Raw genomic sequence first — 16625 nt, forward strand, 5'->3', positions numbered from 1 at the left:
TGATTACATTAGCCTTTCGACTAATCCCCACGACACAACTGGCACTAAGAAAAAGAATAAAGTGCCCAAGGATGAAGGCAAAGTGGATACACTTATTCTCTCGATCTACCAACTTTTTGGTGTCAATTCTAAAGAGCAATTTGCAGATCTGGTCAGCGCCAAAGACCACCAGGAAATTATTCGCCAGCACAGGGCGGATCTGATCGCCAGCCGTATATTCCCCTTCGCCATGCTGTTTGGTGTTGTTGTGCCTGTTTGGGGCATTCTGGATCTGATCTATTTTCCGACCGATATTGCGCTGACTTTTGTTGCTATGCGAATCGTCTCTGGTGTCGCTTTCTTTGCACTGGCGTATATCACCCGTAAGGTGCGCATCGGTATGAAACGGGCGCTCACCAGTCTGATGGTGATGCTGATGATTCCAACCCTCTTCTATCAGCTCAGCACTCCGCTGATTGCTAACACCGAACTGAACGGCATGGCGGCAACCCTGATGCACCTCTATGGCTTGCTGCCCTATGTGGTAATCGCCTCTCTCGCTCTGTTCCCGTTGACGCTGAAAGAGTTCTCTCTGTTCTCTGTCGTGCTGGTGGCTCTGGCAAGTTTCGGCCTCTATCGCAGCGAAGGCAGTGACGTGAACATGTTGCTGGTTCAGCTCTGGCTGCTGCTGGTGATTCTGGGCGTTTCCATGTTCTCCTCTCTGCAACAGGTGCGCTATCTGATCTCCCAGATGGTGAAAGCCAGTTACGATGGCCTGACCAAGTTGCTGACCCGCCGCGCAGGCATGGACATTATGGAATCTCTGTTCCGGGCTACCGGTCTGCAGCAATCGAACTTCTCTATCCTGTTTCTGGATCTGGATAAGTTCAAAGGCATTAACGACACTCTGGGTCACGATGCCGGTGATGAAGTATTACGCCAGGCCTCTAAGACCCTGAGCGAAAGCATTCGTCGGGGTGATGCCGCGATCCGCTGGGGTGGTGAAGAGTTCCTGATTCTGCTGCCGCACACGGATTCTGAGTCCGCTAAAAATGTGGTTGCCCGTATTATGGAGCGCGGTTTGGCCAAACTACCGGACGGCACACCAGTCACCGCCAGTATCGGCCTGTCAGAACAGCATGAGGACGATACCCATAGCTGGAAGGATCTGGTGGATATCGCTGATAAGCGTCTGTACAAAGCCAAACAAACCGGTCGGGCAAAATGTATTGCACCGGATGGTAGCGAGGTGCACTTCCCGAAAGGCGATTCTGAAGCTGTCGTTGTGATCGAAGGCGAGAACGCCTCAGCTCAGGGCAAGGCTGATCAGGAAAAAGCAAAAGAGATGGCAGAAGCCTGATCAGAAGCAGAAACCTTTTGATTAACGGATCTGTTAACCTCATGCACAACAAAAAGCCCCGGCATCTGCCGGGGCTTTTTGGTTCAGAACATCTGACTGGGTCAGTAACGGAAGCGGTTCAGCTGAGATTCCAGCTGCTTCACCAGCTCCAGCAGCGCCTGACTCTCCTGATTGGCAGCCACAGCGCCATCTGCTACAAGGCTGGTTTCATCACTGATATTGACGATATTACGGGTAATATCTTCCGTTACCGCCCGCTGCTCTTCCACCACACTGGCCATCTGAGTGGTCATATTATCGATCTCGGCAATCGCTCCCACCACCTGATTCAGGTGCGTGGAAGCTTCCTCCGCCATCTGCAGACAATCATCAGACTGACTGTTACCCCGATGCATCGCTTCCAAGGCTTCTTTGGTGCGCTGTTGCAGCTGGTCGATCAGTCCCTGAATCTCTTCCGTGGACTCCTGAGTTTTCGAGGCCAGTGTCCGCACCTCATCAGCGACAACCGCAAAGCCCCGACCGGATTCACCGGCACGAGCCGCCTCAATCGCAGCATTCAGCGCCAGCAGATTGGTCTGCTCCGAGATGCCCTGAATGGTCTCCACAATCTGGCTGATATTGTTACTGTCTGCCGCCAGCAGTTCCATCAGCTCAGAGGTGCTTGATACCTGCTCGGACAGCTGCCGAATGGAGTCTGCACTGCGGTTTACATTGGCCGCACTGTTATCCACCGAGTCTTTCGCTTCGCTGGAGGAGTTTGCCGTTGTGGTAGCGATCTGCGCCACTTCACCGGCAGATGCTGACATCTGATTGATAGCGGTTGCGATCTGATCGACCTCTGCCCGCTGCTTCTCAATACCCATGGTGCTGTTGTCAGAGATCTCTGCCGCACGGCGGGCGGAGCCTTCCACATCCCCCATGGCAGAGGCGATATCTTTTACAATCTCATGGGTTTTATGGATAAAGGCATTGATGTTACGGGACAGCTCGCCCACTTCATCATTGCGTTCAATGGTCAGACGCTGAGTCAGATCGCCATCCTGAGAGGCCAGTTGATTCACCATATCCGCAGCCTTACGGATAGGTGCCGCAATGCCCTGAGCGATCAGCATCAGAAGTACGATACCGGATACAGACACCACAATACCGATAATAATGGTGGTCGCCATGCTCTCCCGGAACTGGCCAAGCATCGATTGCTCAACCTCTTTAGCTCCCGCCAGAACCCAGCTGGCATCCTGATGGATAACCACAGCCCAAGGAGTGGTTACGCCTTCCGGCGCGATGGGCTGAACCGACCAGAACTCACCACCAATCTGACGGGTTGCGGCTTCTCCTTTCTGCACACTTTGCAGCAGAAAGTCTTTCGCAGCGCCGTTATAGATTTTAGCCAGTTCAAGCTTGCCATCAGAGTCCGCTGCCACAAGGCCTTTATTGCTCAACATAAAGACCTGCCCCTGACCGCCATACAGCGCCTGATCCGCCTTATCCACCAGCGCTTTCAGGAAGCTCAGTTCCATATCAATCCCTGTCATGCCAACCACACGGTTCTGCACAATCAGAGGAACCGTAATCGAGGTACCGACAATCGTTTTACCACCGGCTTCCCATGAATAGGGTTCAATCAGACAGGTGCTACGGGTCTCAATCGGACAGGTGTACCAGTCACCATAAGTTTCACCGGCGGCGATTGCCTCTTCGACTTTATCCATACCAAGGGTTCGATAGCCCAGCGAACCATCACCATTCAGGAACCAGTATGGAGCAAACTGACCGTTGGCATGGGTATGGATCGCACCACCATGGAGCATGTCGTCATTAACGGCATTCTTCTCCCAAGCGATGTATGTCCCCATCACAACTGCTTTGTTCTGAGAAAGGACATCACGAGTGTATTCATAAAAGCGCTGACGGCTGGTTTCAGAGCCCTGATCGGCAATAAAACTGACAGAGGTATCGGCCAGTGCTTTGGCAACAGAAAGAGCACGACTGAGTTCAATCTGGGTTTTACCAGCTTCTGCCGAGGCAGATGCTGACAACTGGGCCAACGCTTTATTGGTGAGTTCAGAGACCACCAGTGTTTGGGTTTGTTGTTCTACTTCGCTGTTTTTCCAGGCAAAAGCAGCCAACAGAATGACAGAGGAGAGCGCCAGACAGGCACCTGTGGCAAGGGCGATGCGGGTTTTAATTTTCATAGAACGACCTAAAGGATTATTTGTTATGTCTGCCGGTTAATAAAACTCCCTGATGACGCAGATATTCCCTTTAAAATTCGTTGCTGAGACCTGTGTGCTTATTAATGAATCTTTTTTTTATATCTATAGCACATATCCTGCCAGCCCGATGTTGCCGAACAGTGAAAAGGCCCTGATGTGAAACATGCTCCGGGGAAAAATCACAGCAAAAAAAATGACGCCTACCCCATGAGGGTAGGCGCCATTCTTTTTGGTGGCCAGTGAAGCTCGTTCACCGGCACACCGGATCTGTCGTCGCGATTGTTATTATTCGCCCGCCTGCTCTTTCTTAGCCAGACGTTTTTCCCAGTAAGTAGCACCCTTGATGCCCAGCTTCTGAGGATCAAAAGTAAAGTCGGTTACACCGGCTTTCTGCTGATCTTCGTAGTCTTTCAGCACCTTCATAGTCGGCTTAGACATGAAGAAGATGATGATAATACCTACGATGTTCAGCCACGCCATCAGACCAACACCTACGTCACCCAGACCCCATGCCAGATCAGCAGCTTTAACCGCGCCGTAGAAAGTAGATGCCATGATGGCAACTTTCAGAGCGAAGATCAGACCCGGAATGTGAATGGTGCGCTTCAGGTACGCCACATTGGTTTCTGCAATGTAGTAGTACGCCAGAATAGTGGTGAAGGAGAAGAAGAACAGCGCCAGTGCAACAAACGGCTTACCAAAACCAGGCATAGTGGTTTCGATTGCCATCTGAGTGAATACCGGACCGTTAGCCGCGATGTCCGCCGCAAGGTTCTGAACCAGGAATGCATCACCAACGCCATGAACGTTGTAAGCACCAGTGATCAGAATCATAAAGGCAGTCGCTGAACATACGAACAGGGTATCGATGTAAACAGAGAATGCCTGAACCAGACCTTGCTGTGCAGGGTGATCAACTTCAGCTGCCGCTGCAGCGTGAGGACCAGTACCCTGACCGGCTTCGTTGGAGTAAACACCACGCTTAACACCCCAACCGATAGCAGCACCGAAGCCCGCCATTGGAGTGAAGGCATCGCCCAGAATCATGCCGATAATTGCTGGCAGTTCAGAGATGTTCAGCAGAACGATCACACAAGCGATGATGATGTAACCCAGCGCCATGAAAGGCACAACAACCTGAGTGAAGTTAGCGATACGCTTAACGCCACCGAAGATGATGAAGCCCAGAACCAGAACCACAGCCAGACCAGTGAAGATCTTAGCAGAGCTCAGCTCGCCCATACCGGTCTGGATCATAGTACCAGCGCCGAAGGTTGCTTCTACTGCGTTACCGATACTGTTCGCCTGAACACCCGGCAGCAGCAGACCACACGCCATGATCGTTGCGATTGCAAAGATCCATGCGTACCACTTCTGACCCATCGCTTTTTCGATGTAGTAAGCAGGGCCACCACGGTACTGACCATCCTGCTCTTCTTTGTACAGCTGAGCCAGCGTGGATTCAGCGTATGCGGTAGCAGCGCCCAGGAAGGCAACAACCCACATCCAGAAAACCGCACCCGGACCACCGAAACCGATAGCTGCAGCAACACCAGCGATGTTACCGGTACCTACACGGCCGGACAGAGAAACTGCCAGAGCCTGAAAGGATGAGATACCTTTGTCAGAGCTTTTTCCGGAAAATAGCAGACGCCACATTTCGGAAAAGTGTCTGACCTGAACGAAGCGGGTCAGTACGGAGTAGAACAGACCAGCGCCCAGACACAGATAGATCAGTGCCGGACTCCAGATAATGCCGTTCATAAAATCGACAAATGCTTGCATTAAAAATGCCTCCCGTTAGAGGTAAGCGCTTAAGCGCTTTATAGTTCTTAGATTTATAAGTGGAGCGATCGTAAAACGCGTATTGCGGACGACAGTCCAGAGGAAGGATTTTACATAAGTAGAAACAGAAAAGTACTCTGATTTTCACCCTTATCAGTGATAAAAAGCCTGAAATCAAACCAAATACAACAGATCCATTCAGATAAAGTGATTTAGACAGCAACACTTTCTAAGAGACTAATATAGCAATCTGCCTGCAGCCCCCTAAATAGCGGCATCACATTAGATGATTAGTACAAGTTCCTAAAAAACACGCTGACTTTGCTGACAAAGACTAAAATCAGCATCAATACAAGTGTGATGAAGTTGTATGCCTGGCCGATATAACAAGTGTTACAATTTCCCGTTAAGCAGCACAGACTCTGGCTTTCAGATCAATTTATATACCGGTTTAAGGACGATACATGCACGCGCTGGATGAGAAGGACGTTAACACCTCTTCAATAAGTTCGCTTTTTCTGCGTACCTTTGTGCCGCTGGCTCTGATCGTTCTTCTGGTCGCAGGTCTGCTGATTCGTATGCTTTACGAGAACGAACTCAGTCTGATCAAGCTAAACGAAGAGACACTGCTACAGCGCAGCACCATCAGCCTGCAGAAAAGCCTGCAACCGCCTCAGGATCACCTGCTCAGTCTGCGTCAGGAGCAGCCGGTTCTGGATGGCCTGATGAATCCGGATTCCAACCTTGAAGGCATGGAGGCCAGCTTTGCCTCTATGCTCAGCCGTAACCCCAACTATTTTCAGATTCGCTGGATCGATGAACTGGGACAGGAACGCCTGCGAATGGAACCCGATCCTGACAGCGCTAAAGGCTATCTTCGCGTCCCCACCGAAGATCTGCAGAATAAAATCGGTCGCTACTATTTTCAGGGCACTCTGGCTCTGGGGAAAGGCGAACAGCTTTATCTCTCCCCCATGGATCTGAATGTCGAGTTTGGTGTTATCGAACAGCCCCTGCGCCCGACTCTCCGAATGGCAATTCCCCTTTACATTGAGAATGAAAACCACGGCCTGATCATTGTCAATATTGATGCCCGGCAATACCTGAGCGACCTGCAACAGATTCTGGAAAATGACGCCAAGCGCATTCAGCTGATCAACCCGGAAGGTTATTGGCTGCAGCATCAGGACAATAATCTGGAGTGGGGTTTTCAGCTCAGCCACGGCAAGGCTTTCAAAAAGCAGCATCCGGATATCTGGCAACAGATGCACAGCTACAATCACAGCCAACTACTGAAAAACAGCGGTCTGTGGAGCTGGGAAACCCTCTACCCGGACGATGATCCCAAGACCTTTAACAACCAGACACTGGGTTTTCTGTTACTGCATCAGCCGGTTTCTGTGCTTAACGCTCTGCGTTTACAGTACTGGGGGGGCGGTCTGCTACTGACCCTGATACTGCTGATCATCGGCGGCTTTGCTCTTTATCGTCTGCTGCAGGCACAACAGGCACAACGTCAGGCAGAACGCAACGCACTGGAAAATCGTATTCACGCTGAACAGCTACGGAAACAGCGGGAAGATGAGCAGCGTTTCCGGGTGATCTTTAACGCCTCACACACTCCGCTTCTGGTTTGCGACAGCCGAGGCAATATCTCTCTGGTCAACCCGGCGCTGGAAAAACTCTTTGGCTACAGCGCCTTCGAGCTCACCGGCCTGCCCGTAGAGCACCTGATACCGGTTGAGCTACGCAAGGGACACGTTAAAGAGCGCACAGATTACCTGAACCACCTGCGCCCCCGCCGAAAGATGATGAAAAACGGTCAGAGCCTGCAGGGTATGCGTAAAGATGGTGAGCTGATCAATGTTGAGATCGGCCTCAGCCCCTACGAAGTCGATGGCGAAATTTCTATTCTGGCAACACTGGAAGATATCACCAGCCGCCTGGAATCTGAGCGCCAGCTGAATGAGCTGCACACCCGCCAGACCCGACATCTGGAACGCGCCCGGGAAGATGCCGAGCGCCTTGCCCGGCTGAAAAGTGATTTTCTGGCCAATATGAGCCATGAAATCCGCACGCCACTGAACGCCATCATGGTGCTGGGTGAACTGCTGAATCAGGAAGAACTGCCTGAAAATGCCCAAACCCTGAGTAAGAACATTCAGCACGCCGGTGACAACCTGCTGCATATCGTCAATGACGTGCTGGATTTCTCCAAAATCGAAGCTGGCGGACTTTCCATAGAACATACGCCTTTCAGCCTGAAAGAGATCTATGCACAGATTCTGTCTATCTGTGAGGTTCAGGCGCAGCAGAAAGGGCTGAAACTCCATCTGAATACCGGCGGGACAGAACGTCTCTTCCTCCTTGGAGACCCCTACCGGCTGAAACAGATTCTGCTCAACCTGATCAGCAATGCGATCAAGTTCACTCAGGAAGGTCGGGTGAATGTACATATTCAGCCTCAGATGCTCGGCAAGCTGGAAGCCACGCTGAAGTTCAGCGTCTCGGATACCGGACCGGGTATCTCACCGGAACAGCAGGAAGTGATCTTCGATGCCTTTGCTCAGGCTGATAGTTCCGTCACCCGTGAGTTTGGTGGCACAGGCCTGGGGCTGGCGATCAGTCGTAAGCTGATTCAGCTGATGGGCAGCGAACTCAACCTCAGCAGCCAGCTAGGTCAGGGCAGCACCTTCAGTTTCATCCTGAGCCTGCCACTGGCAGAGGCCAGTCAGGTTGAAACGGCAGACCCGCAAGCGATTAAAGAGACCTCTCTTGAAGGCAAAACCCTGCTGGTTGTGGATGACAGTGACCTGAACCGGGATATCGCACAACGCATTATCCTGCGCGCCGGAGGTAAGGTCATACTGGCTGAAAACGGCGCAGAAGCTCTGGCTAAAACCGGTGAGCTGACTTCGCCACCGGATCTGATTCTGATGGATCTGCAAATGCCGGTCATGGATGGCTACGAGGCCACACGCCAGATCCGCCAACTACCGAACTATGATCAGGTGCCTGTTATCGCCCTTACCGCAGGCATTACCGAATCGGCCCATGACGAGGCGCTGAAATGCGGAGCTGATCAGGTACTGACCAAGCCTTTCACCATCAGTCAGATCATGGCCTGTCTGCAGGATCATCTGCCGATGCAGAACCCGCAACCGGCCAGCAAACCAGCGTCAGAAAGTCCGAGTACCTCTGAGCCTGCTACGGAGAGCGAACGGGCCGGTGAAGCCAATGACAGAGGCGAAGCCAGCGAACTGCCATTACTGGATGAAGCCACCGCGATCTTTAACTGGGGCGACAAAGAATCCCTGCAGCACTTTATGAAGCAATTTGAATCCCAGTATGGCAAAAGCTGTAAAGAGATCGAACAGTTGCTGGATGCCGGCGAGCGGGATAAAGCGGAAGGGCTTGCACATAAGGTTAAAGGGGCTGCTGGCAGTCTTTATCTGTGTGCCTTGCAGGCAGAATTCAGCGGGCTAGAGCAACAACTCAGAGAAGGAAAAGAACAGATAGAAACGATTAAGAAACAAAACCTTCCCTCGGTTTCTGCTACTTTAAGCAGAACATTGGACTTAATCGCAAACTACACCTGATGGCAAATATCCGACTATAATAGTCAGCTATAATCAGAAGTCGTTTACCCCTGAAATTCTGGCGTCTCCGGAACTCAGGTTATTAAAGAGTTAACCCGGCAAAGAGGCCGGACATCAGTAAGGATATGACCATGGGACCCTACCAGATTCTGTTAATCGAAGATGAAGAGATCATCGCCGGGTTCATCGAACACACTCTTGCGAAAGAGGATATTCAGGTCACTCTGATGTCCAACGCCGAGAGCGCGTGGGAGCACCTGCAACATAAATCCACGCGGGTTGATGCTATTCTGCTCGATCGTAACCTGCCGGGCATGGACGGACTGGAGTTTCTCCATCGTCTGAAGCGTGATCCGGAACTGCACCGTATTCCGGTCATAATGGAAACCGCTGCCTCCGATCAGGAAAGCATCCAACAGGGCATCGATGCCGGTGCTTATTACTATCTGGTAAAACCCCTGCAGCGGGAACTGCTGATCCCTATCATTACCGAAGCTGCGAACCAATACCGCGACTACTGCAACCTGCAGGAAACCCTGAACGACAACTCAAGGGCACTGCAGCTGCTGAACTCAGCAGAGTTCACCCTGCGTACTCTGGGCGAAGCCCGTCTGCTGACCAACGCTCTGAGCCAGTTATTCCCCGATCCGAAAAAGGTCTCCACCGGTCTTCTGGAGCTTCTGGTGAATGCCGTTGAACACGGTAACCTGAATATCAGCTACGAAGAAAAAACCCATCTGCTGATGAGCCGTCAGTGGCATGAGGAGATCGAAAAACGCCTGCGGGATCCTCAGTATCAGGAGCGTCTGGTTCAGGTGAAATTCCGTCGTGAAGCCAGCCGGATTGTACTGACCATCTGCGATGAAGGTGACGGTTTTGACTGGCGTCCATACCTTGAGATTCAGCCAGAGCGTGTTTTCCATCTGCACGGCCGGGGCATCGCCATGGCACGTCGAATCAGCTTTGATACCCTTGAGTATCAGGGCTGCGGAAACTGCGTTGAAGCAACGGTTCAGCTGGGATAATCCGCTCGCTTAGGCTAAGATACCCGGCGTTTTGTCGGGTTAATGCCCGACAGAAATGACAGGCGGTACTGAAGCAGTCTTCCCCCCACAAAAATCCTCCGGACAGCTCTTTATGTCCCTGAGGCTTCAGCTGTTTTCACCTATACTCTCTGTCACTCTTTCTTGAACTGAGCCTGCCCGGGTATGAGTTCATGCAATAGGCGCAATAAAAGCGCAATGCCTGCGAAGTAATCTGGAACCAAACAACTGGAACCGAATCACCGGAACAGGTTCTTAGCAGGATCATTCAGGTTTTTTCCTGAAATAGGCTCATCGCAAACAACGGAACAAGCGAATGCATCTGGATAGTTTTATCACCTCAGCCTTAATGGTTTTAATCGCCACCTCGATAGCGGTTGCTGTTTTTAAACACTTTGGACTGGGTTCCATACTTGGACTTCTGGTGGCAGGTATTGCTGTCGGCCCTCACTCTTTTGGACCGACGGTCACCACGGAAGTGGAAGATGTTCGTCACTTTACCGAGCTGGGCGTGGTAATGCTGCTGTTCCTGATCGGTCTTGAGATGAAGCCTGCACGACTCTGGTCGATGCGGCGGGAAGTATTCGGTCTGGGCCTGCTGCAGATTCTGCTGTCCGGTGCGGTGATCGGTGCTTACTTCCTGTTCTTTGAACCTCACTGGACCAGTGCACTGCTGATCGGTCTGACTTTTGCGCTCTCCTCCACCGCCATGGTGCTGCAGATGCTGCAGGAGAGTGGTGAGATCAACAGCCGCCACGGTACAGCTTCATTCTCGATTCTGCTGATGCAGGATCTGGCAATCGTACCACTGCTGGCGATCGTACCGATTCTGTCTCAGACCGGCCGTTTGTCCTCTGATGTTCCTATGTGGCAACAATTCGGCACCGTTGCGGGCATGCTGATGCTGATCGGCGTCTTTGGCCGTTATATCCTGCCGATGACTCTGGATGCTCTGTCTAAGCGCGGCAACAAAGAGGGCTTCCTGCTGGTGGTAATGATGGCGGTTTTCCTCTCTGCCTGGTCTATGCACTACGCCGGTATCTCTATGGCTCTGGGTGCCTTTATCATGGGTATGCTGCTATCCGGTTCCAAATACCGCATTCAGGTTCAGGCATTGATCGAGCCCTACAAAGGCATGCTGATGAGCCTGTTCTTTGTAGCGGTAGGTATGTCGATTGATATCGGCGCTCTGGCGGCCAAACCTCTGCTTTTTGTTCAGCACGTTGTCGTCATCGTGGTGCTGAAGTTTATCGTACTGCTGGGGCTGGCGATGGCCTTTGGCTATATCCGCCAACAGGCGATCCGTATCGCGCTGCTGCTTTCTCAGGGCGGTGAGTTCGGCTTTGTACTCTTTGGTTCCGCTAAAGCGCTGCAGGTGATCAGTGACGAAACCTTCGTTCTGGCGGTAGGTGTGATTTCGGTTTCTATGGTGGTCACCCCTCTGGCTCTGAAAGCGGCAGATATGCTGAACGCTTTGCTAGCCAGTAAAGATACCTCTGAAGAAGCCCCTCAGATCGAAATCCCCGCACAGGACTGCAAAGGCCGGGTGATCATCGGTGGTTTTGGCCGTGTCGGTTATACCGTTGCTACCCTACTGCAGGAGCGTGGCGTTCCCTTTGTCGCCTTTGATACCAACCCGACCCATATTGCCAAAGGTCAGGAACTGGGTATGCCGGTTTATTACGGTGACGTAGGGGATCATCATCTGCTGGAAGCAGCACACATGCACGATGCTGCTCTGGTGGTTATGACCATCGACCATACGCCATCGGCGCTGCGCGCAGTTCAGCATATTCGTAGTGACTACCCGAATGTGCCGATTATCTCCCGTGCCCGAGATCTGGCTTCCTGTAACGAACTGATCGAAGCAGGTGCAACTCACGCCTATCCTGAAGCGATGGAAAGCAGTCTGCATCTGGGCGGTGAAGCCCTGAAGATGATCAACGTGAAGGATAAGGAAGTAACGAACCTGCTGGATGCAGTTCGTGAAGATGGCTATCAGGCTCTGGTAACGGATAAGAGTTAATCTGCCAGACAAATAGTGCATGTCGTAAAAAAGGTGCTGTCAGCAGTTTTGAACTGCGAACAGCACCTTTTTTGTATCCGGCTAAAAGGGTTAACAGAGAGGGTCAGGCATCTGCGCCTCAGGTAAAAACCTTCGTCGTCGGGATTATGAGGCTTCAGCCAGACAGGTCTGATTCCGGCCGTTATTTTTCGCCTGATAAAGGGCCTCATCCGCCGCTTTAATCAGCTCCTCAGCACTGGCGCAACCCAGCTGAGTACGCTCAGCAACGCCGATACTGACATGAATACTGAAGGGGGCAGCCCCTTCAAACCGCATGTCTCCCACCGCTTTTCGGATACGCTCTGCAGCGCTGAAGGCTCCATGGGAATCCTCATCCTGCATAAAGATCAGAAACTCTTCGCCGCCGTAGCGCCCCATAACATCACTGTCTCTCAATGTCGCCGAAACAGAGCGGGCAAATCGCACCAACACCTCATCGCCCATCAGGTGACCATGCTTGTCGTTAATCTTCTTGAAGTGATCAATATCCAGCATCAATACCGCTAACGGCCAGTCCCGACGCTCTGCCAGACTGACCGCCTGCTCGTATGCCTGCATCAGACTGCGGCGATTGAGGATACCGGTCAGATCATCGGTCATCGCCAGATTACTCAGCTGCTGCTCTTTCACTGCCGCGCTGTGGAGATTGCTCTTTAAACGCAGGAACACCAGATTCACCAGATACCCCAGTATCCAGAGGGAGAAAAACAGGCCGACATGCGCCTTTTTCACATTCTCTTTCATACCGGACACCAGACCATCGATATCGGCACGGGGAAAACTCAAACTCAGGCCACCGCGAATATCGCCTTCCCGGTAGCCCTGCTTACGATGACACTCCAAACAAGGCTTTTCTGCGACCAAGGGCTCCATATAGCGATAGTGATCATTCACCAGCCCATACTTCACCTTGGCACTTTCATTCTCAAACGCGATAAGAGCGGCTCGCTCCCATGTATCGGCAGCATTATTTTCATTCAGAGGCTTAAGGCTGGTGAGATGGATTTCGACATCCGAGCCTTTCAGAAGCTCTCCGATCTGACGGGTCATATAAGCCGGATTCACCATGGTCAGGGCAATGCCTTTAGGCGTGACAATATCCCGTTCATCGACTTCTAACAGAGGGTTTGCCGGGGTTTCGTCGGTGATTGGCACATAGACGCCACCATGGCGGGCGTTCCAGAGCCGGGTAGTCTGAATCAGGTGGAAAACAGTTTGTCCCTTAATGTTCACCATCTGCAGGGTTGCCTGCTCCAGTGAGCGCAGGTTAAACCATAAGGAAAACCCCACTACGGCAAGGCATAGCAGGGTTAACCAGATAAGGTTCAGCGGCGAAAGCCGATAGTTCTTTTTCAAATGCGAACGCCTTATACATCGGCCAGATATGATCAGCTGGCCTGATTTTCCTGATCAAAGTCGCTCATATAGGCTTCGTAAATACTGAACTGATTGCGGCCAGCCTGCTTGGAGCGATACATAGCAAGGTCAGCATAACGCAACAGAATATCACCGGTTTTGGCATCGTTCGGGTAGAAAGCAACCCCGATACTGGCAGTAACACGGCACTCGTTACCCTCAATCATATAAGGTTTACCAATCACTGTAATCACTCGTTCAAGACCTGAAACAACATCCTCAGGCTTGCTGAGTTCCGTGAACAGGAGCACAAACTCATCGCCTCCCAGACGGGCGATGGTATCGCTTTCCCGCATGCAGAGATTCAGACGTCCGGATACCGCTTTCAGCAGCTCGTCACCGACATCATGTCCCAACGTATCATTAACCTGTTTAAAGCCATCCAGATCCATCATGGCAACCGCCAGTACATCGCCACTTTGCTGGCTGTCCTCCAGTAGCTGCACCATACGATCTTCCAGCAAACGACGGTTCGGCAAGCCGGTAAGCGCATCATAAAACGCCATCTTCTTCAGCTGCTGACGACTCTCTTCCAGCTGCTTCTGCACCGCCCTGATTTCCGTCAGATCCATGTGGGTTCCCACCAGACGGGCAACATGGCCATCATCATCTTTTACCACAATCGCGCGGGACAACACATAGAGCCAGTGCCCCTGCTTATGGCGCAGACGGAACTCCACTTCATAGAGATCCTTTTTACCGACCACACAGCGGGCGACCTCTTCTTTGGCCAGATGCAGGTCATCCGGATGAACCAGCTGTTCCCAGACTTTAAAGTCATTTTCCAGTTCGTCATCGGCGTAGCCCAGCATACCTTTCCAGCGCGGGGAGAAGTAAACCAGATTGTCGCTGATGCGCCAGTCCCAGAGGCCATCATTGGAGCCCAGCATCGCCAGTTCAAACTGTTGCTGGCTCTCCTGAAGCGCAGCCTCTGTCTGTTTCTGGTCACTGATATCGGTGTGAGTACCGGTTACCCGAAGCGCTTTGCCATTTTCATCACGCTCAAAAACCATCCCCCGGTCAAAGAACCACTTGTATTCGCCGTTCTTACAGCTCATTCGATAGACGGTACGGTAGACCTCTTTATGACCGGCAAGATGGTCTTCCATATCCTTCATCGCCTGAGGCAAGTCATCCGGGTGAACCCGGTCAGACCATTCCTCCAGCGAATCGCCGATCTCGTCTTTGCCGTAACCCAGCATGACTTTCCATTGATTGGAATAGAACACCTTATTGGTGCGCAGGTCCCAGTCCCAAACGCCATCACCGGCACCATCCAGAGCTTTAACCCAGCGCTCTTCACTCCGGCGCACCGCTAGCTCTGCTTCACTGACCTGATCCGCCAGCTCGTTAAAATTACGGGCAACATCCATCAGTTCACAGTTGCCAGTCATCTCGACCCGCGCCAGCACATTGCCTTGAGCAAACTCCTTCATTCGCTGACGGATCTGGTTGAGAGGCCTGATCACAGAGCGCTTAAGAATCATGGAGATCAGAAAGGCAACGGCCAGAGCAAAACCCAGATGACGAATCCACTGATCAGGTTTCCAGATATGCTGCTGCAGCGTCGCAATTGCCGGAGCCATGTTGTATTCCACCACCAGCACGGCAAGACTCTCCGGACGGAGAGAAGTACTTCGTTCCAATAGCGTGATCGGCATAACGGCACAGATTTTATTCGCCCGATCGGGATGTTTTTCGATCACGGGGCTAAATTCAGAAACGGCCTTGCTGACCCAGATCCCCTGATAACAGCTGATATTTTTAGTGGTGGAGCCTTTCAATGCCAGCTTATTAGCCAGCAGCACCCGGCCATCATCCACAACCGCGATCATCTCAAACCCCGAGTCACCGGAATATCCTGTGATATAGCTCTCGGTCGTGGTCCGGTTATCATTCAGCATCAGATCGGAGACGGTTTGCCACATACGGGCAGACACATTGTGAAAACGCTGCTCCTGACGAGCCTTTTCCTGAGGGATCAGGGTGTACTCGTACTCTACCCAACGATCCAGAATTACCAGAGTGATCATCAGAATACTGATAATCAGGGTCAGCCCCGGATTAAGACGCCAGCAGTTCCTTAATTTGATCATTCACCAGCCCCTGGTAAAAATTGGTCCGTTAAAAACTGAGCAGAGATATCAACATCTTCAGCAATCAGACCCGCCTTCAGCATCAGCTGCTCAAGAGTACGAATCTGAGCCATAAATTCCTCAGAGTTACCTAACAGCATACGGTTTTCCTGAAGCCCCGGAATATGTAACCCCTCAAAACTTTGCCAAACCTGATCCGGCGCAATTTTCAGACGGGCAGACATAACCCGTGCGGATTCAGCACGGTTGCGGGACATATAATCCAGCGCCGAAAAATGGCCTTTCAGCAGATGACTCAGCTGGTCGGGTCGTGCCTCAGCCGTTTCAGCAGTCGTCACCAGTACATCCATAATGCGACGCGGGGTTTCGCTACTATCAAACAACACATGTGCGCCTTTAGCTTCTAACAGGGATTTAAACGGCTCGAAGGTAACCACTGCGGCAACATCTTCCTGCTCCCACATGGCGATATGCTGATTCACACCGGCGTTATGGACAGCAACTTCATAGCCTTCAAGGCCAGCTCTCTCCAACGCCCCCTGCAGCATAATGGCTCCTACCGCAGTCTTCTCCACTACAAGGGTACGTCCGGCCAGATCCTCAAGGGACTGAATCTCCGGCTTGGCAAGCAGAACATCCGCGCCCTGAGAGAAATCCATCACCGCAATCACCCGGAGGTTTTTTTGGCTGGCCATCAGAGTCAGAGCTTCATCCATTGTCAGCGCAGCGACATCCAGTTGTCTGGATTTAAACGCGCGCAACACCTGAGTGGCATTGACCTTTTCCACCAGAGAAACCTGAGACTCATCAAGAAAGCCTTTATGGCGGGCCAGATAGAGGCTTTCATAACCCGGCCAGATATTGGTGCCGACTTTCAGTGGCGGCTGAGGAGATTCGCAGCCCTGAATCAGGAGCGCTGACAGTAAAATAAGTGGCAATAACAGATAAGAGATCCAACCAGTCCGGAGCCGGGCTGAACCGGAGAAGGATCGGGTACGGAGATAGGTCTTCATAGACACCCCATGCAGATAGCGCGTTATTTTTATTAGCTTTTATGGCAAGCCTG

Annotated in this window: 9 protein-coding genes; 4 read left to right on the forward strand and 5 right to left on the reverse strand. The window is 51.9% G+C overall.

What is annotated here, in order from left to right; genetic code table 11:
- Positions 1-82 precede the first annotated feature (82 nt).
- Complete coding sequence (locus BV405_RS11575; protein ID WP_140054576.1) at positions 83-1339, forward strand: GGDEF domain-containing protein; 1257 nt, start codon at positions 83-85, stop codon at positions 1337-1339.
- Positions 1340-1440: 101 nt separating this feature from the next.
- On the opposite strand, the gene BV405_RS11580 is transcribed toward BV405_RS11575, so the two are convergent.
- Entirely contained in the window at positions 1441-3534 is a 2094-nt protein-coding gene (locus tag BV405_RS11580; RefSeq protein WP_086480993.1) for a methyl-accepting chemotaxis protein, read from the reverse strand.
- A gap of 306 nt (positions 3535-3840) precedes the next feature.
- Positions 3841-5340, reverse strand: a complete 1500-nt coding sequence (locus BV405_RS11585; RefSeq protein ID WP_086480994.1) for an alanine/glycine:cation symporter family protein — start codon at positions 5338-5340, stop codon at positions 3841-3843.
- A gap of 464 nt (positions 5341-5804) precedes the next feature.
- Here BV405_RS11585 and BV405_RS11590 point away from each other — a divergent pair, with 464 nt between their 5' ends.
- From BV405_RS11590 to BV405_RS11600, 3 genes are all read left to right on the forward strand, one after another.
- Positions 5805-8939 carry a PAS domain-containing hybrid sensor histidine kinase/response regulator gene (locus BV405_RS11590; protein ID WP_086480995.1) on the forward strand — a complete coding sequence of 1045 codons (3135 nt, stop codon included), beginning with the start codon at positions 5805-5807 and terminating at the stop codon, positions 8937-8939.
- A 131-nt stretch (positions 8940-9070) separates the two neighbouring features.
- Positions 9071-9964, forward strand: a complete 894-nt coding sequence (locus tag BV405_RS11595; protein WP_176330124.1) for a response regulator — start codon at positions 9071-9073, stop codon at positions 9962-9964.
- 334 nt (positions 9965-10298) lie between these two features.
- Entirely contained in the window at positions 10299-12008 is a 1710-nt protein-coding gene (locus tag BV405_RS11600) for a cation:proton antiporter domain-containing protein (RefSeq protein WP_086480997.1), read from the forward strand.
- 144 nt (positions 12009-12152) lie between these two features.
- Here BV405_RS11600 and BV405_RS11605 read toward each other — a convergent pair whose 3' ends face one another.
- Genes BV405_RS11605 through BV405_RS11615 form a run of 3 tightly spaced genes read right to left on the reverse strand, consistent with a single transcriptional unit; the run spans position 12153 to position 16572 of the window.
- Entirely contained in the window at positions 12153-13403 is a 1251-nt protein-coding gene (locus BV405_RS11605) for a diguanylate cyclase (RefSeq protein ID WP_086480998.1), read from the reverse strand.
- Positions 13404-13435: 32 nt separating this feature from the next.
- On the reverse strand, positions 13436-15559 hold the full coding sequence (locus BV405_RS11610) for a PAS domain-containing protein (RefSeq protein ID WP_086480999.1): 2124 nt from the start codon (positions 15557-15559) through the stop codon (positions 13436-13438).
- Complete coding sequence (locus BV405_RS11615) at positions 15556-16572, reverse strand: ABC transporter substrate-binding protein (RefSeq protein WP_086481000.1); 1017 nt, start codon at positions 16570-16572, stop codon at positions 15556-15558. The genes BV405_RS11610 and BV405_RS11615 overlap by 4 nt, the downstream gene beginning before the upstream one ends.
- Positions 16573-16625: the final 53 nt, after the last annotated feature.

The organism is Oceanospirillum sanctuarii, from assembly GCF_002150805.1.
GTDB classification, from domain to species: domain Bacteria; phylum Pseudomonadota; class Gammaproteobacteria; order Pseudomonadales; family Halomonadaceae; genus Oceanospirillum; species Oceanospirillum sanctuarii.